Annotated in this window: 22 protein-coding genes and 1 pseudogene; 5 read left to right on the top strand and 18 right to left on the bottom strand. The window is 48.1% G+C overall.

What is annotated here, in order from left to right; genetic code table 11:
- Nucleotides 1–122: 122 nt before the first annotated feature.
- The gene (locus tag ACEN8J_RS00910) at nt 123–2,033 is read right to left on the bottom strand and encodes a bifunctional 2',3'-cyclic-nucleotide 2'-phosphodiesterase/3'-nucleotidase (protein WP_495594169.1); all 1,911 of its coding nucleotides are present in this window, start codon (nt 2,031–2,033) and stop codon (nt 123–125) included.
- Between the two features lie 218 nt (nt 2,034–2,251).
- Between ACEN8J_RS00910 and ACEN8J_RS00905 the strand changes: the two genes are divergently transcribed.
- The 4 genes from ACEN8J_RS00905 (at nt 2,252) to phnE (ACEN8J_RS00890) (ending at nt 5,769) form a co-directional block, all read left to right on the top strand.
- The gene (locus tag ACEN8J_RS00905; RefSeq protein ID WP_025722520.1) at nt 2,252–3,220 is read left to right on the top strand and encodes a phosphate/phosphite/phosphonate ABC transporter substrate-binding protein; all 969 of its coding nucleotides are present in this window, start codon (nt 2,252–2,254) and stop codon (nt 3,218–3,220) included.
- Nucleotides 3,221–3,353: 133 nt separating this feature from the next.
- Complete coding sequence (gene phnC / locus ACEN8J_RS00900; RefSeq protein ID WP_069011950.1) at nt 3,354–4,124, top strand: phosphonate ABC transporter ATP-binding protein; 771 nt, start codon at nt 3,354–3,356, stop codon at nt 4,122–4,124.
- On the top strand, nt 4,121–4,975 hold the full coding sequence (gene phnE, locus ACEN8J_RS00895; protein WP_029519297.1) for a phosphonate ABC transporter, permease protein PhnE: 855 nt from the start codon (nt 4,121–4,123) through the stop codon (nt 4,973–4,975). Before phnC ends, phnE (ACEN8J_RS00895) begins: the two co-directional genes overlap by 4 nt.
- Nucleotides 4,972–5,769: a phosphonate ABC transporter, permease protein PhnE gene (gene phnE / locus ACEN8J_RS00890; RefSeq protein WP_029519299.1), complete on the top strand. Its 798-nt coding sequence runs from the start codon at nt 4,972–4,974 to the stop codon at nt 5,767–5,769. The genes phnE (ACEN8J_RS00895) and phnE (ACEN8J_RS00890) overlap by 4 nt, the downstream gene beginning before the upstream one ends.
- A gap of 85 nt (nt 5,770–5,854) precedes the next feature.
- Here the strand turns inward: phnE (ACEN8J_RS00890) and ACEN8J_RS00885 are convergent, their stop codons facing one another.
- The 15 genes from ACEN8J_RS00885 to deoR form a co-directional block, all read right to left on the bottom strand.
- The gene (locus ACEN8J_RS00885) at nt 5,855–6,985 is read right to left on the bottom strand and encodes an aminotransferase class V-fold PLP-dependent enzyme (RefSeq protein WP_495594168.1); all 1,131 of its coding nucleotides are present in this window, start codon (nt 6,983–6,985) and stop codon (nt 5,855–5,857) included.
- Nucleotides 6,986–7,147: 162 nt separating this feature from the next.
- The gene (cysW, locus tag ACEN8J_RS00880; RefSeq protein ID WP_069011947.1) at nt 7,148–8,023 is read right to left on the bottom strand and encodes a sulfate ABC transporter permease subunit CysW; all 876 of its coding nucleotides are present in this window, start codon (nt 8,021–8,023) and stop codon (nt 7,148–7,150) included.
- A gap of 91 nt (nt 8,024–8,114) precedes the next feature.
- On the bottom strand, nt 8,115–8,948 hold the full coding sequence (gene cysT, locus ACEN8J_RS00875) for a sulfate ABC transporter permease subunit CysT (protein ID WP_103048302.1): 834 nt from the start codon (nt 8,946–8,948) through the stop codon (nt 8,115–8,117).
- 79 nt (nt 8,949–9,027) lie between these two features.
- The gene (locus tag ACEN8J_RS00870) at nt 9,028–10,092 is read right to left on the bottom strand and encodes a sulfate ABC transporter substrate-binding protein (protein ID WP_495594167.1); all 1,065 of its coding nucleotides are present in this window, start codon (nt 10,090–10,092) and stop codon (nt 9,028–9,030) included.
- Between the two features lie 353 nt (nt 10,093–10,445).
- On the bottom strand, nt 10,446–11,129 hold the full coding sequence (locus tag ACEN8J_RS00865; RefSeq protein WP_029519308.1) for a hypothetical protein: 684 nt from the start codon (nt 11,127–11,129) through the stop codon (nt 10,446–10,448).
- A gap of 116 nt (nt 11,130–11,245) precedes the next feature.
- Nucleotides 11,246–11,740: a hypothetical protein gene (locus tag ACEN8J_RS00860; protein ID WP_029519310.1), complete on the bottom strand. Its 495-nt coding sequence runs from the start codon at nt 11,738–11,740 to the stop codon at nt 11,246–11,248.
- A gap of 131 nt (nt 11,741–11,871) precedes the next feature.
- Entirely contained in the window at nt 11,872–13,062 is a 1,191-nt protein-coding gene (locus tag ACEN8J_RS00855; RefSeq protein WP_029519316.1) for an MFS transporter, read from the bottom strand.
- 48 nt (nt 13,063–13,110) lie between these two features.
- The gene (locus ACEN8J_RS00850) at nt 13,111–13,683 is read right to left on the bottom strand and encodes a TetR/AcrR family transcriptional regulator (RefSeq protein ID WP_495594166.1); all 573 of its coding nucleotides are present in this window, start codon (nt 13,681–13,683) and stop codon (nt 13,111–13,113) included.
- A 210-nt stretch (nt 13,684–13,893) separates the two neighbouring features.
- On the bottom strand, nt 13,894–15,195 hold the full coding sequence (locus ACEN8J_RS00845) for a pyrimidine-nucleoside phosphorylase (protein ID WP_029519318.1): 1,302 nt from the start codon (nt 15,193–15,195) through the stop codon (nt 13,894–13,896).
- Nucleotides 15,196–15,227: 32 nt separating this feature from the next.
- The gene (gene deoD / locus ACEN8J_RS00840) at nt 15,228–15,935 is read right to left on the bottom strand and encodes a purine-nucleoside phosphorylase (protein WP_013312036.1); all 708 of its coding nucleotides are present in this window, start codon (nt 15,933–15,935) and stop codon (nt 15,228–15,230) included.
- A 97-nt stretch (nt 15,936–16,032) separates the two neighbouring features.
- Entirely contained in the window at nt 16,033–17,214 is a 1,182-nt protein-coding gene (deoB, locus tag ACEN8J_RS00835; protein WP_318628103.1) for a phosphopentomutase, read from the bottom strand.
- Between the two features lie 32 nt (nt 17,215–17,246).
- Nucleotides 17,247–18,425 (bottom strand): NupC/NupG family nucleoside CNT transporter, encoded by a 1,179-nt coding sequence (locus ACEN8J_RS00830; protein ID WP_209949885.1) that lies wholly within the window; start codon nt 18,423–18,425, stop codon nt 17,247–17,249.
- A 75-nt stretch (nt 18,426–18,500) separates the two neighbouring features.
- A complete protein-coding gene (locus tag ACEN8J_RS00825) occupies nt 18,501–18,896 on the bottom strand; it encodes a cytidine deaminase (protein WP_029519322.1) in 396 nt (131 codons plus the stop codon).
- A gap of 30 nt (nt 18,897–18,926) precedes the next feature.
- Nucleotides 18,927–19,589 carry a deoxyribose-phosphate aldolase gene (deoC, locus tag ACEN8J_RS00820; RefSeq protein WP_029519323.1) on the bottom strand — a complete coding sequence of 221 codons (663 nt, stop codon included), beginning with the start codon at nt 19,587–19,589 and terminating at the stop codon, nt 18,927–18,929.
- Between the two features lie 207 nt (nt 19,590–19,796).
- A complete protein-coding gene (gene deoR, locus ACEN8J_RS00815; protein ID WP_023990386.1) occupies nt 19,797–20,732 on the bottom strand; it encodes a DNA-binding transcriptional repressor DeoR in 936 nt (311 codons plus the stop codon).
- A 275-nt stretch (nt 20,733–21,007) separates the two neighbouring features.
- On the opposite strand from deoR, the gene ACEN8J_RS00810 reads away from it, so the two are divergent.
- Nucleotides 21,008–21,421, top strand: a complete 414-nt coding sequence (locus tag ACEN8J_RS00810) for a chemotaxis protein CheW (RefSeq protein WP_029519325.1) — start codon at nt 21,008–21,010, stop codon at nt 21,419–21,421.
- A gap of 60 nt (nt 21,422–21,481) precedes the next feature.
- On the opposite strand, the gene ACEN8J_RS00805 is transcribed toward ACEN8J_RS00810, so the two are convergent.
- Nucleotides 21,482–22,600, bottom strand: a complete 1,119-nt coding sequence (locus ACEN8J_RS00805) for a slipin family protein (RefSeq protein WP_029519326.1) — start codon at nt 22,598–22,600, stop codon at nt 21,482–21,484.
- A gap of 835 nt (nt 22,601–23,435) precedes the next feature.
- Nucleotides 23,436–24,314: pseudogene (locus tag ACEN8J_RS00800) on the bottom strand (fibronectin type III domain-containing protein); the annotation flags it as partial.
- Nucleotides 24,315–24,491 lie beyond the last annotated feature (177 nt).

The following is a 24,491-nucleotide window of genomic DNA, read 5'->3' as shown; positions in this document are numbered from 1 at the left end:
TAAAATCACGAGTTTTGTACGATTTTAAATCTGTTTTATGAAAAAAGACCGTCCTCTGCGGGACAGTCTATTTCTATTATTTTGATGCTGTGGACTTATAGGACAAAAACTAGTTAGCAGTTCTACCGTGAACGTCCGAAATCGACGGCAAACTTAGCGTACCCTTCTACCGTTAACCCTTCATAAAGCAACTCCGAATAGGCATTAGCGGCATCCGTTGCTTGCGGTGAGGTCAGGAACGTCACATGCGGACGCCCTGACCATGGGGCGAGGGACCAATGGCCGTCAGCTTTTGGCGTCAACGTCTTCATATGCCGCACGTATTCGGTCAGCACATGACGATTCTCATCCGGTGAAGCAAGTATAATTCGCTCTCCACCCGGATTGACCAGCGCAGAGGAAAACGCGCGATAGTTATTCGTAACAACCAGATAATGTCGCTGCATATCCATCGGTTCGCCATCAAAAGACATCTGAATGATTCTGTGTGCATCTGGGTCCTTTAGGCCCCCGTCAGCATCATATCTGGCTGGCTGTGTTACATCAATCTGATACCTGATGCCGTCGATGATATCGAAATTAAAGCTTGGAAAATCAGAATTAATCAGCTCTTGCTCTTGTTCTGCTGAAGGATCAATTTGCCGGAATTGACCAGCAGACCACTCCAGCCATTCCCGAATTTCCGTTCCGGTCAGTCGAACGACATGCAGCGTATTCGGAAAATTGTACAGATCGGCGATATGCTTGATCGCCAACGTTCCCGCTGGAATATGGGTATAGTACGATGGGCCATATCTGCCGCCTGTTTTAAAAGGAGCTGCTGCCGACAGAACGGGCAATCCTTCGTACTCGCTCCCTTGCATCTGCTGCTTCACATACCACATTTGCGCATCATTCACGAGCTGAACCGAAGCATCATCCATCACCTGAGCAAAAAAGCTGTTCACCGCCACCGTCGTCTGACCTACAGGTGCACGAATATACTCTAGTGTTCCGGCGTGCTCTTCTGCTACCGCCTGCTGAATGGCAGTATCCGGTTGTACCAGCGCCTCCTTGCGTATCGGATCATACACCGGGCGTACCTCGGCAGCAGATGCAACCACCTGCCACTTTCCTCCACTAAAGGTCAACTCCAGATCAATGATCCCCAGATGATCCCCCCAAAAGCCCGGCTCCACGGCTGGAATATCATGGATGGCACCTCGCTCTAGATCAACACCTGTTTTCCCCATAAACGAAGGTCCAGGGAATACTTTATGGGCATGACCAAACACAATGGCGTCAATCCCTTCCACCCTGCTCAGATGCAGCACCGCATTTTCCATATCAAGTGTTTCGGGAATATCTTCGAAGCCAGCATGGGGCATGGCAATGATCAGATCGGCTCCCGCTGCCTTCATTTCTGGAATAAACCGTCTTGCTGTTTCCAGCATATCTTTGACAATGATTTTCCCCTCCAGCCACGCCTTGTCCCATTGCATAATTTGCGGAGGGACAAAGCCGATGACCCCCACCTTCAATAGATGCTTACCACCTGCTTCATCCTCTACCGTCTTATCCAGCAATAGATAAGGTGTAAAATAATTTCGTTCTTGTTCTCCTGCTATATAAATGTTGGCATTCACATAAGGAAATTTCGCTCCTTGAAGGCAAGTCTGCAAATATTCCAGTCCATAGTTAAATTCATGATTCCCGATATTGCCCACCTCGTACCCAAGCAGATTCATGGCTTTATAGGCGGGATGCACCGCGCTTGGGTCTTGTTGAAGGCGTTGTACAGCATAATCCCCCATCGGATTCCCTTGAATCACATCTCCGTTATCCAGCAGCAGGTGATTGGGCACCTCTGCCCGGGCCGTTTGAATCAGGCTGGCAGTTTGCGCCAGACCGTAATGCAGCGTTTCCTGATCTGTATAATAGTCATAATTCCACAAGCTGACATGCAGATCGGTTGTAACCATAATGCGGAACTTCACCCTCACAGGACCTACATTTTCATGGCCTGCCTTTTCGTTAATATCCAAAATATCCAATCTTGTTCTCTCCCTCAGCTTCGGTCATAGAGCTTGAACAAGTCTAACAGAGCACTGTTAAGAGAATGTTAATATGATAAATTTTACATCATTTTTACCAAAGTCAGGAGTGGTTTTTACCCTAGCAACGGGACTAGCTGTTAAGATTTGGTTTGTCACAGCATTTACAGGTTTTTTAATTTTATTTTCGTTATTACGATGTTTAGGGGGAAATTATTTTGTTCAAAAAAGCACTGACCTTGTGCATGACCTTCACACTGGCAGCGGGTCTAGCCGCTTGTGGCTCCAATGCAAGCAATAACAACAGCGCGTCCACTCCGGGTACAGATGGTTCTAAAAACGAAAGCACAGCCTATGTTCCTAAGGAGTTAAAGGTACAGTTCGTTCCTTCTCAAAATGCAGATACGCTCGAAGCCAAAGCCAAACCGCTCGAAAATCTACTGGGTGACAAGCTTGGAATCCCGGTGAAAGTAACCGTATCTCCTGACTACAATACGATTGTGGAAGCCATGTCTTCCAAACAGGTAGATGTAGGATTCCTTCCGCCGAATGCTTATGTACTGGCCCACGATAACCGTAAAGCAGCCGACTTGCTGTTGCAAGCTCAACGCTACGGAATTGAAGATGCCACAGGCAAGGACACGACTGAAAAAGTGAACTTTTATAAAGCCATGATCGTAGTGAAAAAGGATTCTCCGATTCAAAGTCTAGCTGATCTGAAAGGCAAGAAGGTTGGCTGGCAAAATGTAACCTCCTCCGCAGGCTACGTGTACCCTGCAGCAGAGCTGAAAAAAGCTGGCGTGGACCCGGACACGGATGTGCAGGGTGTGACAATCAAAGGCCACGATGCTGCTATTCTGGCGTTGTTGAACGGTCAGGTTGATGCGGTAGCTGTTTTCCAGGATGCACGTAACACGGTGAAGAAGGAAATCCCGGATGTATTTGAAAAAACTCGCGTCATTCATTACACAGCTAAAATTCCAAATGACACCGTCAGCGTACGTTCTGATATGGATCAAGCGTGGAGAGACAAGATCAGCCAAGCCTTTATTGACATTGCCAAAGACCCAGCAGGCGGCGAAATCATTAAAGAGATTTACACCCATGTAGGTTATGAAAAGGGCGACGATAAAAACTTCGACTCCGTGCGTGAATACGCCGAAGCTGTTGGTCAAGCGGTTAAGTAACCGGAGCAAGCAAGGTACTGTAATGAAGTAACAGCTACGAAACAGGCTTTACGAATGACAGGGCAGCACCGTCCATGTATTCATGGCGGTGTTGTTTTCATTCCACCCCATCGGGGGAGAAAGTTGGGAGCATATGATCGAATTCCGTAACGTATCGAAAACATACCCGAACGGCACCAAAGGGTTGAACAATATTAATTTGACGATTCAGGAGGGAGAAATGGTCGTCATCGTCGGCTTATCCGGTGCAGGTAAGTCTACCCTGCTGCGTTCCATTAACCGACTGCATGACATTACGTCCGGCGATATTGTCGTGGGTGGCAGGTCCGTCACGTCTGCTGGAAGCAGCGAGCTGCGGCGCATTCGCCGTGACATCGGCATGATCTTTCAAAGTTTCAATCTGGTTAAGCGTTCGACGGTGCTCCGCAATGTACTTTCCGGCCGTGTCGGCTATCATTCGACGCTGCGAACCATTCTCGGCCTCTTCCCGAAGGAGGATATCGAACTGGCACTAACAGCGCTGGAGCGCGTGAACATCCGCGAAAAAGCCTACAGCCGGGCAGATGAACTGTCCGGTGGCCAACAGCAGCGCGTATCCATCGCCCGCGCTCTGGCGCAAGAGGCTAAAATCATTCTGGCGGACGAGCCTGTCGCGTCGCTGGATCCGCTGACCACCCGCCAGGTGATGGATGACCTCCAGCGGATCAACCGTGAAATGCAGATTACGACCATCGTCAATCTGCATTTCATTGATCTCGCGCGCGAATATGCAACGCGGATCATCGGATTGCGCGCCGGAGAAGTGGTCTTTGACGGCACACCGAAGGAGGCTACGGATGAGGCCTTTGCGGAGATCTACGGCCGGGCCATCAAGCATGATGAGCTGCTGGGAGTGGGATCATGAAGCCCGACTCTACTGCCCAGCCGCTCTCTTCGACGCAACCGTCACCGCATGCTGGACCGCCGCAGCCAAGTAAGCCGCCCGCAGGGCCACCTTTGCCAGGACGCTATAAGCGTTACGCCACCTGGATGATCTTTATCGTAGTGCTGGTAGCCTGCTCCATTCATACGGATGCCACGCCTTACCAATTGATCGTTGGCTTACCGGAGATGGGCAAATTGCTGGAGGAAATGTTTCCTCCTGATTGGAGTTACTTGCCTACCATCTGGAAACCGATGCTGGAAACGATCCAGATCGCTATTGTCGGCACGACACTGGGAGCCATATTGGCGATCCCTGTCGCGTTGCTGTGTGCCTATAATGTAATGCCGCGCAAGCTGATTTCGCTGCCGATGCGCACGATCCTGAATCTAGTACGGACGATTCCCGATTTGCTGTTCGCCTCGATCTTTGTGGCGGTATTCGGCATCGGGCCGTTTGCAGGGATGCTCGCCCTGCTCTTCTTCTCCTTTGGCATTATAGCCAAGCTGACCTTTGAGGCGATTGAAGCCATTGATCCCGGACCACTGGAGGCCATGACTGCTGTTGGCGCGAGCCGCATCCAAGTCATCGCCTTTGGTGTGGTTCCGCAGGCTCTGCCTTATTTTGTGTCGTACTTGCTGTATACCTTTGAGGTCAATGTGCGCGCGGCTTCCGTTCTGGGCCTGGTTGGCGCTGGCGGTATCGGTCTGTTGCTTGACCGTTCTCTGGGGCTGTTCCGATATGATCGGGCAAGCATCATTATTCTACTGACCCTCGTCATCGTCCTTGCGATTGATTACGGCAGTAACCTGCTACGGAGGAAATTATTATGAATGATCCTACGCTTCGCAGACCTATGGGCTCCCGCCTGCGCCTATGGGCGATAGCTATTCTGCTAATCATCATTTATATTTGGGCTTTTCGCGGGATGCAGTTTGAAGGATTACAGGGAACGGCCAAAAGTGTCTCTGTCGCTATATTGGACGGCTTCCTTCATCCCGACTGGTCGTTCGTCTACATCCCTGAGGGAGAGGATTTGCTGCGCGGGTTGCTGGATACGCTGGTCATTTCAGTGCTCGGAACCTTCGTGTCCGCATTTGTCTGCCTTCCGTTCGCCTTTTGGGCGTCCAGCAATATGACCCGTCTGCGTCCCTTGTCAGGTAGCGGAAAATTTGTGCTTAGTGTCATCCGGGTATTTCCCGAAATGATCGTCGCCATCTTGTTTATCAAAGCCGTTGGACCCGGTTCATTTGCGGGTGTGCTTGCCCTCGGCATTCATTCCATCGGCATGCTGGCGAAGCTTTTCTCGGAAACGATTGAAAGTGTCGATCACGGGCCCCAGGAAGCTTTGATCGCGTGCGGTGCCAACCGTTGGCAGGTGATTTTCTTCGCCGTGCTACCGCAGGTGATTCCACAGTTTCTTTCGTATTCGCTTTACCGTTTTGAAATTAATATCCGTTCTGCTACCACGCTTGGTCTGGTCGGTGCAGGTGGTATCGGTACTCCGCTACTGTTTGCACTCCAAATGCGCAACTGGAACCGCGTAGGCGTTATCTTGCTCGGCATCGTGGTCCTGATCATTTTGACGGATCTGATTTCCGGCTGGCTGCGCAAACGAATCGTATAATTAGAATTCTAAACGCCAAAAAAGCCTCTCCTGTGTAAAAAGGGACATGTTATGCTCCCATTCACTCGGAAGAGGCTTTTGTCGTTCAACATCTCCCTGCCAATTCATCTAAAACCCGTCGGACTTCCTCAGCCGTATTGTAAAAATGCGGAGCCACACGGATAACATCCTTTCGTGCTGAAACGATCATATTTTGGCTTCTCAAATTCTTCTCCACAGCCGACACGTCCGCTACTTCAACAGCGAGTAGGCTTGGTAATGTGCCTCCCCTGTAAGGTACACGTATGTGTAGCCCTTTGCGTCGTCCATATTCAACGGAAAAATCCAACAACTCACTCATATAAGCCTGAATATTCGTGACCCCAATCTCCAGCAGCAGCTTTAAGGCCGCATTGGCGGCAAAAATGCTAATGAAAGAAGGCAATCCCGTCTCAAAGCGTCGGGCTCCCGCCGCCGGAACCGGGTGAGCAATATCAAACCGGGAAGCGGGCTCCTGCCCAAGCCAGCCCGTAAGACGGGGCTTGAAGCGGTCTATTCGATCCTTGCTTACATAAAGAAAAGCCACGCCCGGAATTCCAAGCATATATTTGCGTGCTCCAGCGACCAGAATATCTACGCCCATTGCCTTTACATCCACTGGAATAATCCCTACAGACTGATAGGCTTCCACAAACAGCAACGCCTGATTTCGGTGAGCTATATCTGCAATGGATTTTAAATCCTGCTGAAATCCGTTGGTATAGTTCACTTGTGACACCATAACGAGCGCAGTTTTCTCCGTAACATGCTCCTCATACTGTTCTATTATCACTTCTCCCTCGATGGAGGGGATACAACAGATGTGATCACGGAACATCTCCTGTGCCTGCCAGATGTGTCCCACTGTCGGGAAGTCGGTGTCCGCATACACAATGCCTTCTTTTCCCGATACATAAGGAAGGGCTGTGGCCACCCCGGCAATCGCCTCAGAGGCTGAGGACAGGACCGCAATTTCGTCAGTCTCCGCCCCGATGAGCTTGGCAAAATGCCCTCTAGCCTCCTCCAAACGTGCCATAGACAGATCACCGTTATGACCGTGTTGCAGCAAACTTCGATGATATTCCTCAATGGCAGCGGAAACCGGCCTCGATACGGCCCCTTGGGAACAGCTCCCTACATGGATATGTGAGGACAGCACTGGAAACAGCTGACGGTAGGACTGAAACGGATGTTTCATTTTTCCCTTCGCTCCTCCTGGGCACACCAACGTGCCTTGATATGATCATTTTATTATCCATATCAGCCACCTTAGAACAAGGGCCTCTCTTCCCATCTTCTCGCCGTTAACAGACGATAGACGCAAAGAGAGGCCCTAAGGGATCATATACAAAATCATAAGTTAATGCACGCGTTTGCGTCCAAACCAGCTTTTAAGCACCAAGGTTGCCAGAGCAAGTAATAATAATAACGAGGCCACCGCAAAAGATGCCGAGAACTGATATTCGTTATACAAAATTTCCACATGCAGCGGCAGTGTGTTCGTCTCTCCCCGGATATGTCCAGAGACGACGGACACTGCACCAAACTCACCCATGGCTCGCGCATTACACAAAATGATGCCATACAGCAGACCCCACTTGATGTTCGGCAGCGTCACTTTCCAGAAAATGCGCCAACCGCGCGCGCCCAGCGTGACCGCCGCTTCTTCCTCTTGCTGTCCCTGATCTTCCATCATTGGAATGAGTTCTCGCGCCACAAATGGAAAGGTGATGAACAGCGTCGCTAAAATAATACCAGGCAAAGCAAATATAATTTTAATATCATGCTCGTCCAGCCACGGTCCAAGCCAGCCCTGTGCACCAAACACTAATACATACATCAGCCCTCCAACGACAGGAGAGATGGCAAAGGGTAAATCAATCAAGGTGACCAGTAAGCCTTTGCCGCGAAATTGAAATTTCGTGATCAGCCAAGCGGCAGCTACACCAAATACCGTATTCAGCGGTACCGTTATCGCTGCCACCAGCAGCGTCAACCGCAATGCAGACATGGCATCTGGGTCCCGTAACGCTTCGACGTAGACGCCCCATCCTTGCTTGAGCGCTTCGGTAAGCACGACGATTAGCGGCAATACCAGTACCCAGAGCAAAGCTAAAAAAGCAGCACCAATCAGCGTCCACTTCACCCAAGGGGCTTCGGTTGTGACCCTGTTGGGCGGTGCAGATGAAGGCACTGGTGCAGAAGCAAGCTCCTGCCCAGTTATTGCTTGTGACATGGTGTATCCCTCCTTAAAACGCGGGTATTATGCGCAGCCCTGCATATTAACGTTAAACAATTATATTAACAGTTGCGTTTAGGCAGTTACGTTAAACTGCACGGCGCCGTGACCAGCGCTGAATGCTGTTAATCACGAATAACAGCACGAATGAAATCACCAACAGCATCAATGCTACCGCCGTAGCTCCTGCATAGTCATTTTGCTCCAGCTTGGACATTATGAGCAGTGGAGCAATTTCCGTCTTCATCGGCATATTGCCAGAGATGAAGACGACAGAGCCGTACTCGCCAATGCCACGGGCAAAGGCGAGCGCAAAACCCGTCAGCAGCGGTGGTACCAGCTCCGGCACAATAACGCTGCAGAAGATACGCCATCTGCCAGCTCCCAGCGTAGCAGCGACCTCCTCCTCGTCCTTGTCCAGTTCCTCCAGCACCGGCTGAACTGTCCGTACGACAAACGGAATGCCAATAAACATCAATGCTAGCGTAATCCCCGTCTGTGAGTACGCCATCCTCCATCCAAGCGGTTCGAACAACGAACCGATCCAGCCGTTCTGCGCATATAGGGCAGTTAGAGCAACCCCCGCTACCGCAGTAGGCAAAGCAAAGGGCAGATCAATCACCGCATCAAAAATTCGTTTCCCCGGAAATTCATAACGCACCAGCACCCAGGCTATCAATAAACCGAGAAACAGGTCGATCAGCGCCGCAGCCGCGGCACACAAAAAGCTAACCTTGTAGGAAGCCAGCACCCTGACATCAGTCGCCACGTCCCAAAATTTCTCCCACGTCAGTCCAGTTGAATTCAGAAGCAGTGCCGATAAAGGCACCAGCACCACCAGACTGAGATACAGCACACTATAACCCATTGTTAACCCGAACCCGGGAAGTACGCGTTTTCGAGTGGCTTGCACTTGACTCATGTTCTGTCCATCCCTCTCTGAATTCATTCACTATGACACTCGCGGATACCAATCCAATCGTCTACACAGTCCACCTATTTTATGAACTGCCGGGTACATAAATCTGGTCAAAAATGCCTTTGTCGCTGAAATGCTTCTGCTGCGTCTCCTTCCATGTCCCGAATACATCCTTCAAGGTTACGAGCTCCAATTTAGGAAATTGATCCTTGAACTTTGCCGTCACACTCTTCAATGTTGGGCGATAATAATTTTCAGCAGCAATGGTCTGCCCTTCTTCACTGTACAAATATTTCAGGTACGCGTCCGCTACCTCGCGTGTACCTTTTTTATCTACCACCTTATCGACTATTGCTACCGGAGGTTCAGCTAATATACTGATCGATGGATATACGATATCGAATTTATCCGCACCCAGCTCCTTCACCGAGAGCAGTGCTTCATTTTCCCATGCAATCAGCACATCGCCAATTCCACGCTCTACGAAAGTCGTTGTCGCTCCACGTGCTCCGCTATCCAATACCGGCACATGCTTATACAGCTCCTGTACAAACTGCTTGGCCTTGGCTTCATCATTATTGTTCTTCTTGAGCGCATAAGCCCAGGCTGCAAGATAGTTCCAACGTGCTCCACCCGAAGTTTTAGGATTCGGTGTAATGACTTGCACATCGCCACGGATTAAATCGTCCCAGTCCTTAATCCCTTTCGGGTTCCCTTTGCGTACCAATAACACGATGGTTGAAGTGTACGGGGCGCTGTTATGCTCATATTTACTTTGCCATCCCTCTTGAACGAGTCCTTTTTCCTGTAGCGCATCAATATCATAGCCCAGAGCCAGAGTGACCACGTCCGCATCCAGCCCGTCCTGCACAGAACGACTTTGCTTGCCAGATCCTCCGTGAGATTGCTTAATCGTAACCTTCTGTCCTTTCTCCTTCTCCCAATGGGCGGCAAATGCTTTATTATATGCCTCATACAGCTCACGGGTCGGATCATAAGAAACATTGAGCAACTCCACGTCCTTGGAACCGGCAGCAGAGCTACCATCCGCCTCCGTCCCTCCCTTGCTTGCCCCGCAAGCGCTTAGCATCATCGTTAAAACCAAAGATAGTCCGAGAATAAGTCCACTTTTCCATTGCCTCTTCATCAAGACACCCCGAATTCTATGTAATTTGTATTCATTTACGCCTGTTATTTACAGACATAATTAAAAAAAGAGCGGAGAATTCCCTGATGCAGCCCTGTTAGGTCAAACCTGTCGTGTGGACAGTGTCTGCCTGCTGTTCCTAGAGGTTCTCCGCCAAAATGGCGAGATCAAACTTTAATTCTTTAATTCCTACCTGTTTAATGAGTTATACGGATATAATACGAGAGTTTAGGAGTGATGTCAAACCTTTTTTTGGTATGCATTATCTGTACTTTTCTTTCTTTAAGGGGGGCAGTCAGAAACATTGTATATGTTTCCGACCGTTTAGAGGTCATTTACACACGGGGTACGACTTAGTTGGCAACCGTTTCAAGATTAATCGAAAAGACTCCAAAAAGCTTCGGATTGTCCGTAGCCCTTCTCAACCACAGTTCACCTGATCCCACCATGACTCCCTGATAATTAACAAACAAATCATCTGTCTTTTGATTCACAAGCGCCTCGCGAATCGCGTCCGTAAAAATCTGATCATACTTGGCAATAAAATCTTTCTTATTCGGAATCGTTAACGACTTTTCACTATCATTAACACGCAGAGGGTACAAAATATAATCGGCCACTTTCTCCTTGTCATTGTCGGCAACTGCCTTCTGCAGCGCTTTGAACGTGTTCAAAAACGCTTTAGGATCTTGAATACCTGCTACCTCAAATGGATTTTGCGATGGATTGGAGGCTGCCGGAGAAGAAGAAGTATCCGATGAAGCAGCTGGAGCCGAAGGAGCTAACTTTTGTGCATCAGTATCGCTGTTTTCTGCACTCTCGCTCTCTTTCGCTGCTTTGTCATTTTGGGCTGAACCGCTACGATTACCGCCGGCTCCATTCTCGATCACGCTTGTACTGCTTCCAGTATCAATGGTTTCAGCATTCTTATCCTGACCACAGCCAGTAAGTGCTACAAAAGTAAGTGTAAGTAAAATAGCTGTGAGTGACAGCCTCCGTGACATCTTTTGATTACCGAATTCATGGTTTATGGGCACAACGGGTCATCCTTTCTGCTTTCTGCTCTGACCTATTCTGTTCATTAAGTCTTCAACCGTTCTATTGTAACATAAGTAGACTAATGACCGCATGTCGTGCCCTTTCTGGAAGGAGCTTACAGTGTGATATAGGCGAAGGTTTTAACGCTTCCTTGCGATCCATCGTCCGTACTTACTTTCAAAATCAGCTCTTTTAAGGAGTCATTTGCTGCTTCATCCTGCCCTTCTGGCTTTACAAACAGCAGATCATGGCGTTCTCCTGGCTGCAACGTTCGACTGGAAAATCCGCTCGTTGTACCTTGCAAGTCCGATCCATTCGAACTGTTGAGCTTGTATTGTATGGGCTGCTTTCCAACATTCTTGATGCTGATGTACAGCTTGCGCCCCTCTTCAAATTTAAAGTTCGTTCCGCCTTGTCCTTCAAAATGCATTCTTTGATCATGTACGATACGCTTCGCTGCGCTCCCATTCTCACTCTGTGCACTTAACGGAGCAGCCGAGTGCGCCTGACTCACCGATGATGTACTATGCATGGTAGTCGATATATTGGCAAGAGTGACATAACCCACGATTGCTCCGGCAACCCCAACCCAAACCCATTTCTCCACCATTTGATTTCCTCCTTCGTAAAAAAAGCCGGACTCATATCTATTATGAGTCCGGCTGTCATTTTTTTCAAACTTGATCAAAGGCACCCAAACGCAAGCGCTCCATCATATATTTCGTATTCCGTAATCATAGCTTATACGTTCAACGTGTTATGGGACTTTTTCTTATCCAATACAATATACGTCACAAATATAATTAGATAAGCCGCAATCAGCAAAGTGGAGAACAAATACATTGTTTTATAAGAGGTTAATCCAGCAACCATCCCCAGAACCAAAGAACCTCCTCCAATGCCCAAATCGAAGAAATTATAAAAGGAGCCTACAGCGTCCTCTCGCTCATCTTCTCCGACCACACTGATTGCCCAAGCCTGCAAAGCTGGGAAAATAGCTCCAAAGCTCAAACCATACATCACAGCAGCAATCAAAAATTGTAACTCGGTCCGCGATGAGGCCACCATAACGATGGCGGCGATAAGCACAATCCCTGCAGGAATCAGGATATAAGCTGGGCCTTTGGTATCGAAAATTCTACCTGACACCAGTCGGACGAGGAAGCTTGCCATAGCCACAGTAAAGAAGAACCATGCTGCATTGGTAAAGCCCTGCTCCTTGGCAAATAAAGCCACGAAAGACATCACTCCACCTGCCACCACGCCAACCAGCAACGCAAGACAGGATTGCAGCAGCACTCTTTTTTCAAATAATTTAAAAGGAACCTTCTTTTTGCCCTGCACTGTATCCGCCGACATAGGTTTCGGAGCACGGCGACGAACCAATACGCTCATCACGAGCGACAACAGTAGAATTATAGCTCCCGTGGAAAACAGTCCGTTAAAACCTGATGCGTGAAGCATCCATATACCAATCAGTGGCCCCACTGAAATCGCTACGGTTTCACCTACGCCAAAGTAGCCCATTCCTTCCCCCATACGATGAGGCGGCAAATCATCTGAGGCTGAGGTAGCATACAACGTGCTCGCAATGCCGAATCCAAAGCCATGTACCAGCCGAAATACTAACAGCAGTACCAAACTACTGGAAAGCATGTAGCTTCCCGTTGCCAGCATACAAATCACAACTCCGATAATCAGAACATACTTCTTGTCCAAGAGCTGGATCAGCGTACCTGAAAATGGACGAATCAATATAGCAGAACACATAAACACGCCAGTCACCAATCCAATCTGGGATGGGCTGCCGCCAAGACTTTCCACAAACAGCGGCAGCGTAGGCATAAGCATTTCGAATGCCATGAACAATAAAGCGTTGGATATCATCAAAAAAATAAAGTTTCTGGACCAAAAGCTTTCTTTCACAGACACTGTTCTCTTCCCCCAATACAATCATGTTTACTTCAACTGCTCAGTTGCTCAGGCCCGAATCAAGCCATGCCAGTAAATATCCCAAGATCTTTCCAGACGCAGATCAAAACCGTCGGTGCCGTTGTACACCAGTTCTACCAGCATGCCTTCAATCAAATTCATATAGGCTGTCGCGGCAGATTGAGCTGGAACACGAAGTTTAACCGATGTTTCATTTGCCAGTCGCCCGTGTACCAAGCTGGTTTTATGCTGTACGTAGCGTGTGACCAAAGCCTGAACCTGGCTTTCCAGTGCAGATGGAATCAGAAAGCCGATATACAGAATCAGACGCAAATTCATAGCACTCTCATAGCGTTCCTTAAATTCAACGATTAGTCCGCGCAGGACAACTTCAAGTGATTGTTCGGATTGATCTTGAAAATAACGATCCAGTTCCAAAATCTCTTGATCCACCGCATCCTTAAATATGTCTAAAAACAAATCATCTTTGCTTTTAAAATGAGCATAAATGGACTGCTTTTTAATCCCTACCTCATCAGCTATCAGTTGCAGAGAGGACGCATCGTATCCCTTTTTCGCAAATTGCTGCAAGCTAACTGTTTTAATTTTCTGTAGTGTCATGCTTTTCCTCCAATACCTTACGAACGGTCGTCAGTTTATGGGTTCAGTATATTACCCTCACTTGAAATTGACAACCCCATTTTTAAATTCTGCCGTTCAATTGTCTGAGAACAGAACGAGGACAACAGAAAAGCCGGAAGCACCCTAAACTTAGGGCCTCCGGCTTCATATGCATGCTACTAATACGACTTTATGAGTAGGGCTTATCGCTTACTCTGTCACTGTTCCGTAGATTAGCACTGGCGCTTCCGCGTGATCTGCAATACGGATGTTCGCATAGATTTTCTCCAGCACTTGAGCTACATCTTCACGGTTCGCATGGATGGTAACCAGTGAATCGCCTTTTTGAACAGCATCTCCGACCTTTTTGTTCAGCATCAAGCCGACAGCCAGATCAATCTCGGATTCTTTGGTCGCACGTCCTGCTCCAAGCAACATCGCTGCGGTACCGATTTCGTCAGCCACGATTTCAGCTACCACACCGTCCTGCTTCGCAGGCACCTCAATAAGATACTGCGCTTGCGGCAAGCGCTCAGGATGATCCACTACAGAAGCGTCACCGCCCTGATTCGCAATAAACTCTTTGAATTTTTCCAGTGCTTTGCCATTACGAATGACTTCTTTGAGCTTCTCTTCGGCGTTATCGAGGGAATCTGCCTTCCCTGCCAAAAATACCATCTGACTGCCCAAAGCCATGCACAGTTCTTCCAGATCTTTGGGTCCTTCGCCGCGCAGCGTATCAATTGCTTCTTTCACTTCCAGTGAGTTCCCGATGGCCAGACCCAGCGGCTGACTCATATCGGAAATGACTGCCATCGTTTTGCGACCCACATTGTTACCGATGCTCACCATGGCATGTGCCAGTGCTTTGGCATCATCTACAGTTTTCATAAATGCGCCTGCACCTGTTTTTACATCGAGCACGATGGCATCGGAGCCAGCAGCGATTTTCTTACTCATAATCGAGCTGGCAATCAGTGGGATCGAGTTGACCGTCGCCGTAACATCACGCAAGGCATACAACTTTTTGTCCGCAGGTGTCAGGTTGCCGCTTTGTCCGATGACCGCAATTTTGCTGCGATTCACCAAATCCACAAATTCGTCCTTGCTGATTTCGACATGGAAGCCTGCAATAGCTTCCAGCTTGTCGATCGTTCCTCCGGTATGTCCGAGGCCGCGGCCTGACATTTTGGCTACCGGAATGTCCAAGGCCGCTACGAGCGGAGCCAGTACCAGCGTTGTTGTATCACCCACACCGCCAGTGGAGTGCTTATCGACCTTTACACCTTCAATCGCGGACAGATCAATGGTATCACCCGAATGAACCATCGCCATCGTCAGATCAGCGCGTTCGCGTTCAGTCATATCTTTGAAGAAAATGGACATCGCCAATGCACTGACTTGATAATCGGGAATTTCACCCTGAGTGTAGCCTTGGATAATAAAATTAATTTCCTCCGTACTCAGTTCTTTTCCGTCACGTTTTTTCTCAATCAAGTCTACCATTCTCATATGTCATTTCTCCTCACTGTGCGTATGATCGTTTACAGAGATACTGCTGTATCCAGTGCAACTTCCATCATTTCTTTAAAGGTCGTTTGCCGTTCTTCTGCGGTCGTTTCTTCCCCCGTCAACAAATGATCGCTTACCGTCAGAATCGTCAGTGCGTTTACGCCAAACTTGGCTGCGAGCGTGTATAAAGCTGAAGTTTCCATCTCTACACCCAGCACGCCGTATTCCATCAGCTTTTGTACCACTGATTTATCATCACGGTAGAAGCTGTCTGAGCTGAATACATTGCCGACATGCATGTTCAAGCCTTTGGCAACACCACGATCATAAGCGCCCTTCAATAGATCGAAGCTGGCAATCGGCGAGTAGTCGTAGCCACCAAAAATATGGCGATTCATACCGGAATCCGTACAGGATGCTTGTGCCAAAATGACGTCACGAACGTGTACATGCTCCTTCATTCCGCCGCATGTACCCACGCGGAACAGGTTTTTCACACCGTATTCGCTAATCAGTTCGTTGACATAAATACTGATAGACGGCAGCCCCATCCCAGTTCCCTGTACAGATAGGCGTTTGCCTTGGTACGTACCCGTGAATCCGAGCATTCCGCGCACCTCGTTGTAGCAGGTCACGTCCTCCAGATATGTTTCAGCAATAAATTTTGCCCGTAGCGGGTCTCCTGGCAGCAAAATCGTTTCTGCAATCTCTCCAGGTTTGGCTCCAATGTGTACACTCATGTTTTTATTCCTCCGTCCCATTTGTCCGTGCTTGTATCGTTATTTATACCGTTACATTAATCTTTGTAATCTTGCTTGTACTCTTGCGGGCCCTGGATTACTGAAGCTCTGCCAAAAAGCTCGTTCCGTGTTCAGGCAGTTTTACACCAAAGTTATCTGCTACGGTCGCTCCAATATCAGCAAAGGTTTTACGAACCGCAAGTTCCTTGCCCCCAGCTGTAAAACGCGGGGAATATACCAGCAAAGGTACATATTCGCGGGTGTGATCCGTTCCCCGATACGTCGGATCATTCCCATGGTCTGCAGTGATGATCAGCAGATCGTCATCGGTCATTTTAGCAAAAACCTCTGGCAAACGCGCATCGTAATCGTCCAAAGCTTGACCATATCCCTGTGGATCACGACGGTGACCGTACACAGCGTCAAAGTCCACCAAATTCAGAAAGCTTAATCCGGTGAAATCCTCGTCGAGCGTGGCCACCAGCTTATCCATGCCGTCCATATTGGACACCGTACGCACCGCCTTCGTTACACCCTCGCCGTCATAAATGTCAGAGATTTTACCCAAGGCGATCACATCCAGGCCTGCATCCTTCAGCTCGTTCATTGTAGTGCGACCAAATGGTTTGAGCGCGTAATCATGTCGATTAGAGGTACGAGAGAAATTCCCTGCCTCACCTACGAACGGACGGGCAATAATGCGACCCAGCATGTACGGATCTTCCAGCGTGATTTTACGGCAGAACTCGCAAATCTCATAGAGCTCCTTCAAAGGTACAACTTCCTCATGCGCCGCAATTTGCAGTACAGAGTCCGCCGAGGTATAGATGATGAGCGCTCCAGTTTTCACGTGTTCTTCGCCCAGCTCATCAATGATTTCCGTGCCGCTAGCAGGCTTATTGCCAATCACTTTGCGGCCTGTGTGCTCCTCAATGCGTTGAATCAGCTCATCCGGGAACCCATCAGGAAATACACGGAAAGGAACTGCAATATTCAAGCCCATAATTTCCCAATGACCCGTCATCGTATCCTTGCCATTGGACGCTTCCTGCATCTTAGTGTAATACGCGAGCGGCTTGTCGGCTGCTGCCACTCCTTCTATGGAACGAATATTGGACAGACCGAGCTTGCCCATATTCGGCATCTTCAGACCGCTGCGTTCGCGCGCAATATGACCGAGTGTATCTACATCATAATCATCAAACTGGGCAGCATCCGGCGCTTCGCCGATACCAACCGAGTCCATAACGACCAAGTGAATCCGTTTAAATTTAGACATTATAAAAATCCTTTCCTGACTCGCTGTTTTTTTTACAAAAACAACCCTGCAATCGTTGCCGACAGCACGCTAACCAGCGTTGCCCCGTACAACAGCTTCAGACCAAAGCGGGCCACCACATTTCCCTGTTTTTCATGCAGACCCTTCACAGCCCCGGAAATGATACCGATGGATGAGAAGTTAGCAAAGGATACGAGGAATACCGATACGATCCCGATTGTACGCTCCGACAAGCCTGTTTGCTTGGTCAGATCCAGCATGGCCACAAATTCGTTGGATACGAGTTTGGTAGCCATAATGCTGCCCGCCTGAACGGCTTCGTTCCACGGAATACCCATGACAAAAGCGAAAGGCGCAAACACATAGCCAAGCAACGCCTGAAAGCTGATTCCAAACAACCAGGAGAAAATCCCGTTAACCATGGCAATCAGCGCCACAAAACCGATCAGCATCGCAGCTACCGTAATCGCAACCTTAAAGCCGTCCATAATATACTCCCCGAGCATTTCGAAGAAGGACTGCTTCTCTTCCTCCTGAACCTCCAGTAAATCGTCTTCCTTCTCAATCTTGTACGGATTAATAATAGAAGCGATAATGAAGCCGCCGAACAGGTTCAATACCAAAGCTGTGACCACATATTTGGGGTTTAACATTTGCATGTAAGCTCCCACAATCGACATGGACACCGTAGACATCGCAGACGCACACAGCGTATACAACCGATGTTTTGGCAGCAGACCAATTTGCTTCTTAACGGAAATAAACACCTCGGATTGACCCAAGATAGCCGAAGCTACAGCGTTGTAGGATTCCAGTTTACCCATTCCGTTTACTTTGCTCAAGACAAGCCCGATATATTTAATAATAAAAGGCAACACTTTTACATATTGCAATATACCAATCAGCGCGGATATGAACACGATTGGCAGCAGTACACCGATAAAGAACGGTGCTGCTCCTTCATTCGCAATTCCGCCAAATACAAAGTTAATCCCTTCAGTTGCATATGCCAAAAGACTATTAAAACCTTCTGCAAAGCCTTTGACCAAAAATTCGCCAATTCCTGTATGCAGTAATACGAAAGCAAGCGCTGCTTGCAGAACAACCATAACCACCAGCGGACGATACCTGATTTTGCGCTTGTCACTGCTGGCAACGTAAGTAAGTGCAAATACAACAAGCAGTCCTACCAGAGCGATTACATATTTCATTTAATTTCCCCCTTATTACATTAAGCGCTTACATTCCCCATAAAAAGAACGCGCCCCAAAGAGGCATTCTTTTTTTTATTTCCCCAGATCCGCAGGTCGAAAGGCACCCGGCAGTAATTGATCCACCGTCCACTCTTCCGTGTTGCCATGAAGGTTTGTCAGATAAATTTTGGTATCTTGATGAGCAAATTCGGAAATGACCTGACGACAGGCCCCACATGGAGACACAGGCCCTTCCGTATCAGCTACAACCGCAATCGAATCAATTTTCCGGCAGCCTTCGGATACCATTTTAAAAATCGCTGTCCGCTCTGCACAATTGCATAAGCCGTAGGAGGCATTTTCCACATTACATCCGTGATAAATCGTGCCATCGCTTCCGAGAACCGCAGCACCCACCTGAAAATTCGAATACGGAACATACGCCTGTTTACGCGCCTCAAGCGCTTTCTGAATCAATTGATCCTTCATTGCGAATCCCTCCATGACTTTAAAATAAACTTAGTAGGAAGATGTAGACTGCTCGCCCTCGATGATTTTCACACCGGAACTTGCACCGATCCGGCTTGCGCCAGCTTCTACTAATTTTTGCACGTCTTCCAGACTGCGTACACCGCCTGAAGCCTTGACACCAATCTCAGGTCCTACCGTTTTGCGCATCAAAGCCACATCTTCCGCAGTAGCTCCACCTGTTGAGAAGCCTGTCGAGGTTTTCACAAAATTCGCCCCCGCTTTGACGGACAGCTCACATGCCAGTACCTTCTCTTCGTCAGTCAGCAGGCAGGTCTCGATAATCACTTTTACCAGTGTACCAGCAGCTGCTTCCACGACCGCACGGATGTCCTGCTCGACGAGCTGTACATCACGTTCCTTCAAAGCGCCTATGTTAATAACCATATCAATTTCAGTCGCTCCGTTAGCAATAGCATCTTTCGTTTCAAATGCTTTCGTTGCGGACGTGCTCGCTCCCAGCGGGAAACCGATAACTGTACAAATGGCTACGCCTGTGCCTGCGAGCTGTTCTGCTGCATAAGCTACCCACGCCGGGTTCACACATACAGAAGCAAACTGATATTTTTTTGCCTCGGCAGTCAATTTCGTAATTTCATCCTTCGTCGCATCTGCACGCAACAATGTATGGTCGATTAATGCTGCAATGTTCATATCTAAAAGCTCCTTCATTAGATAAATAGTTGAAGACAAAAGTCCTTTATTTCTCTGTGATGAGATCATCATAGCACGGCTTTGAACATATGTAAAACACATTTTGAAATTATGTTCATGCTTGTACATAAGGCGTTCACCTACCATTCATATTACCCTTAGGCACACGCCATAACCGTGTATTTTGCTGGATGGAGGCGACTTGCTCTATTGTAAAAGTGCTTGTGCCGTAAACTGATCCGTCACCAAGATATTCGCATACTTGCCACGCAGCGATGCCCGAATGGCCTCCACTTTACGCTGGCCTCCAGCGACGAGAATGGACTTCTCCTTCTTTCGCAAATCAGGCAAATCAATCCCGACGGTACGACTATTGATTTCCTGACTGCATATGTTGCCCTCAGCGTCAAAAAAGCGTGAGCAAATATCGCCCTTGCCAATTCTTTGCAGTAGCTTCTGCTCTTCCCCGTTAAAATAACCCAATCGGAACAGCAACGCATCCTCCTTGACCGTCCCCACCGTAAACACCGCGATGTTCGCCTGCTTGCCAAGTTCGATGATACGCTGGATATGCCGATCCTCCTCGACCATTTTCTTAACGGCGTGACTGTCGAAAATTACAGGCAGCGGCAAATACCTTGCTATAGTATGAAAGGCTTCTGCGAACAAATTCACGGTTTCCACAGCATATGTGTTGACATGTGAATGGCTCACGCCTCCCTTGAGCTGAACCACCTCAACTCCCTTGACCTGCTTTTGTTGGAGATGAAGCGCCACGGCATGCATGGTTGTTCCCCATGTCACTCCAATAATATCAGCATCCTGTACCGTTTCATGCAAATAATCGGCTGCTTTTTTGCTAATATGCTTCTTGATCTCCTGATATTCATTTAACGGCGAATAACAGACTAACACAGTATCCAGTCCGTATTTCTTCTTCACCTGCTCTCCGAGCGCGTCCATATCCTCCATCGGGTCCACAATACTAATCCGCACGTATCCTTGTTCCTTGGCAGCCTGAAGTAACCGCGATACCGTAGGACGCGAAACCCCGAGTCTGACCGCGATATCTTGCTGGCTGTAGTCGTTTAGATAGTATAATCTGGCTGCTTCGATACTTAATCGCTGCTTTTCATGATCCACTCTACCTCAACCCGCTTATCTTAAAATGTAGTGCCATCGGACACAGCTTTAGTCCCAAACATTATATATGAAGGGAAACTTGAAGCCACGCCTTGGCCGTATGGTTGTTATTTTGGAAGATTTAACTGCTCGTTTGTGATATTCTGTGAGTAACTACAACCATTTTACCGCATCCTCAACTTTATCGTTCCATCTGTCAAAACGCAATAGTTAACCCATTTTACCGCTCAATCACAACCTGTGATGGCTCATCTGAATAGATAAGGAGAATTGTTATGTCTGAATTTATTGTGTGCAGTCTAGCGGACAAAAAGTTCGCTTTAAACTTTGTGGAAGTAGAAGAAGTCATGAATGCTAAGAAGGGAACTCCGCTTCCCTTTTCCGAAGCATGGCATGAAGGAATGGTGACTATTCGCGGCAATGTATTTACGATCCTTAATTTACGCAAAAAACTGCTTCTTCCTGCATCCAGCGATTCCTCCGAGGACAAAATGATTTTGCTCAGCCGTGCGAAGATTGCTCTGCTTGTCGATCAGGTGGAGGACACGGCTTCTGCCGAGGACAGTCAGCTACAAAGCAATGAGGAAGAGTGGCAGCGCGAGTTGTTCCCTACCGTGATGGAGCATCAGGGTACCCTCATTCCGGTGATCGATATGGACGCTTTTCTCGCATCCACCAAGACGAACTAAAACGCAAAATACTCCCGAACCTTGAGGCGGCTTGCACTCATCGTTCGGGAGTATTTTCAGTTATTGGAGTCCCTGCCCCTCTTTCATGTGAACCAGCGTGTTCAGCTGCTCCAGCAACGTATTCCCGCCAGTTAGCGAAATCGTGCCAATCTTCTCGCAGATTTTTTCCATGAATTCTAGCTCTTTGAGACGATAGAGAGTGGCGTTCTCGTCCATCAGCTTGGCCGTATTGAGCAGACTACGAGTGGATGCCGTCTCTTCACGTCGTGTGATGAGGTTGGCCTGTGCCTTCTTCTCTGCCAACAGCACCGTATTCAGAATATCCTTGATATCCCCCGGCAAAATAATATCCTTCACCCCTGCTGACGTAAAAGTCACTCCATATTCGTCGCTCTGCTCATTCAGTCGAGTCAAAACATATACCGCAATCTCCTGCTTCATTTTCAGCAAATCATCCAGCTTCATCGTGCCAACGTATTCGCGTAACAACAGTTGAAGCATAATGTACATTTGCTCCTCGTATGCCCGGAATTCTAATGCCCGCAATGGGTCGATGATACGGTACTGACAGACGAAGTTGAGGCGCAGCGTAATTTTGTCCTCTGTCATGATTTCCTGTCCCATCAAGTCCATTTGCTGTTGTCGCATATCTATCGTTTTGATCTCTGTATTCACCGTGGACATCCAGAAATAATATTTACCCGGTTTCAGCTCACCCTGCAACACATTATCGTAATACAAAAATCCTAATTCATAGCTGCCCACCTGAAGCGCCTTCCAGAAGCCCGGTGTCTTGGACAAGAATGCTTGCCCCAATGCCTTATCAATTGCAGGCTGCCGAGTATCTGCACGAACAAAACGATGTTCCTTGAGCACGTTCCAATAAGCATATTTCCCAGCCGTCAGCAGCTCCACAAACCGATTATCCTCATAATGCAGCACATATTCATGGTCCTCTACATCAATGACATTCAATTGCTCAAGCAATAGGGGATCTGTCAAAAACAAACGAATATCATGGTCCGGTACAAAAAATGGTTCGGCTACATTCAAAATTTCAACCGCTTCCTGCTGAAATGTCTTCAATAGGTAAGTTCCTGGTTGCAACAATTTGTGGTAGCTTCCTTTTTTGAACAGCAATCCGCGCTCATCGGATTTAATTGTTATCTTCTTAAACATCGTATCACTCCTAGTATTTAGAATCCTCAACTTAAAAGAGTGTTTTTTTCTACGTGTGGCGCTCCGCGATCCATTTGATCTTCCAATCGCTGTTGCCCCTGAATTTTTGGATTTGATGAACCCCTTATAGGGTTAAACTTCAGGGGCAAAAGGCGAACGCTTCGCTTCTTCAGATTCAAATGGACCGCTCCGTAGCTGCCCGCCTTAAAATTAACACACTTTTAAAATGAGGATTTTTTATTTTTATTTGTTGTAGTAGGGTTAGGACCCTTGCAGAGCATCCCTCCGGTGTGAACGGCGGGGTCAAGCTTGAGGAAAAAGAAAGATACCGCCTGTTTTCGTGTTCTAGGGATGGGATTCATCAGCCCAACATCGACTGTGAATCCGTATCTCCGAAGCCTCGGGCCCTGTCGGCGCTTGCTCTCTCCGGTATCCGCTGGCCGCATAGCCATCGCCCCGGTATCTGTCATCAAGACCAGACATGGGATGCTCTTATCCGGGTCTTTTCATTGTTTTTATTCGATCATTCGAATACTCTACCAGAAGTCGCGTGGAAGGCGATTGGGAATCGAACCCTAATTGTTGGTGGATACGCAAGTTTACAGGATACCTGACCCCATCAGGGCAGGCACTGCGGGACCTTTGGAAATCCGCGCCTCGGTAATATCTTCCTGTATCAGCCTTTATCATTATCGCGTAATCTAGAACTCGCGAACATGGCGAAAGTATTACGACCCTATAAAAAACGAAAAAGACACAGGAGAAGCATATGTGCTTCCCTCGTGTCTATCTCTCTATAGTTAACTAGTCGCGTTCGTATCTTAGGCCTGATCCACTAGGATGTTTTTTCGAAAACGGGATCAGCGCCTGGTGTTGGAAGTTCTGGAACGTCTGTCGTTGTTGAGGCAATCTGCTGGTGTGTATAGCTGAATGGAGGGGTCTCGTATTGCAATCCCGCCTTTTCATAGGTAAACCAATAGCTGACACCCTTCCCGATATCGAGGTCTGTTACCCGCTGCTCCCAGACACCGCCGTTGTTGGTCATCCGGTAATTGAGCTGTTGTCCACCCGTTAAAGTATAATGCACGTCAACATAGGCTGAGGCTGTTTTGGGTGTAAATTGAAGCAATGCTTCACGATCGCTGACAAAGCGAGCTCCTACTTTATAATCCTCCGTTTCTCCGCCGCCCTCATTACCGCCAGATGCTGCCTCCGTAGTTACCGATACAGCATGGCTTGCTGCAGATAGGTTACCAGCTGCATCGCGAGCCTTAACGGTAAAGCTGTAAGTGGAAGCTGCATTTAGCCCTGTCATTGAAGCGAAAATACCGCTTATCTCTGCCGCCTGTGCCCCGTCCTTATAAACGATATACCCCGCAACGCCAACATTGTCTGTAGCTGCATCCCACTCCAGAGTGACTGTCGATGCCGTTTTGGTCGTAACTCGTACATTCGTCGGGATGGACGGAGCCTCCGTATCAGGTTGCGGATTGCCACCGCCGCTTCCATTTCCGGTATTAAAGCTGTTCGGCTGCACGATAATACTGTGCCCATCTGAGAAGGTTACCGTTTTGACCTGGTTTGTAAAATTGTAGGCCACATAAGTTTTTACACCGTTTTTTTGAAATACGGCATAAATAGGTGAATTAGCGGTGATGCTGCGGTCGATGTTGCCTACAGCATCCAAATTATAGATCCAGTGGTAGACATTCGCGTAATTATGTTTTCAAACTCACCCCATAAGACATTCACCCTATAAGTTATTCATCCCATTAACCATTCACCCTAATAAACGTTTAGTATATAAAAAAAGAATCCTCCAGGCCTTTTAGCCCTTCAGATCCTCTGTTTTGAATTTATAAGTTTTTGAGCCTTTGAGTTTTTGAGTATT

Source organism: Paenibacillus sp. Paensp38, assembly GCF_059491915.1.
The sequence above is the reverse complement of the archived record's forward strand: the minus strand, read 5'-3'. Positions and strand labels throughout refer to the sequence as shown.

Bases quoted from the DNA above. Each gene is read 5' to 3' on its own strand.
- phnC (WP_069011950.1), top strand. From the start codon at position 3,354: ATGATCGAATTCCGTAACGTATCGAAAACATACCCGAACGGCACCAAA.
- phnE (WP_029519297.1), top strand. From the start codon at position 4,121: ATGAAGCCCGACTCTACTGCCCAGCCGCTCTCTTCGACGCAACCGTCA.
- phnE (WP_029519299.1), top strand. From the start codon at position 4,972: ATGAATGATCCTACGCTTCGCAGACCTATGGGCTCCCGCCTGCGCCTA.
- ACEN8J_RS00885 (WP_495594168.1), bottom strand. From the start codon at position 6,985: ATGAAACATCCGTTTCAGTCCTACCGTCAGCTGTTTCCAGTGCTGTCC.
- cysW (WP_069011947.1), bottom strand. From the start codon at position 8,023: ATGTCACAAGCAATAACTGGGCAGGAGCTTGCTTCTGCACCAGTGCCT.
- cysT (WP_103048302.1), bottom strand. From the start codon at position 8,948: ATGAGTCAAGTGCAAGCCACTCGAAAACGCGTACTTCCCGGGTTCGGG.
- ACEN8J_RS00870 (WP_495594167.1), bottom strand. From the start codon at position 10,092: ATGAAGAGGCAATGGAAAAGTGGACTTATTCTCGGACTATCTTTGGTT.
- ACEN8J_RS00860 (WP_029519310.1), bottom strand. From the start codon at position 11,740: ATGGTGGAGAAATGGGTTTGGGTTGGGGTTGCCGGAGCAATCGTGGGT.
- ACEN8J_RS00850 (WP_495594166.1), bottom strand. From the start codon at position 13,683: ATGACACTACAGAAAATTAAAACAGTTAGCTTGCAGCAATTTGCGAAA.
- ACEN8J_RS00845 (WP_029519318.1), bottom strand. From the start codon at position 15,195: ATGAGAATGGTAGACTTGATTGAGAAAAAACGTGACGGAAAAGAACTG.
- deoD (WP_013312036.1), bottom strand. From the start codon at position 15,935: ATGAGTGTACACATTGGAGCCAAACCTGGAGAGATTGCAGAAACGATT.
- deoB (WP_318628103.1), bottom strand. From the start codon at position 17,214: ATGTCTAAATTTAAACGGATTCACTTGGTCGTTATGGACTCGGTTGGT.
- ACEN8J_RS00830 (WP_209949885.1), bottom strand. From the start codon at position 18,425: ATGAAATATGTAATCGCTCTGGTAGGACTGCTTGTTGTATTTGCACTT.
- ACEN8J_RS00825 (WP_029519322.1), bottom strand. From the start codon at position 18,896: ATGAAGGATCAATTGATTCAGAAAGCGCTTGAGGCGCGTAAACAGGCG.
- deoC (WP_029519323.1), bottom strand. From the start codon at position 19,589: ATGAACATTGCAGCATTAATCGACCATACATTGTTGCGTGCAGATGCG.
- ACEN8J_RS00810 (WP_029519325.1), top strand. From the start codon at position 21,008: ATGTCTGAATTTATTGTGTGCAGTCTAGCGGACAAAAAGTTCGCTTTA.
- ACEN8J_RS00805 (WP_029519326.1), bottom strand. From the start codon at position 22,600: ATGTTTAAGAAGATAACAATTAAATCCGATGAGCGCGGATTGCTGTTC.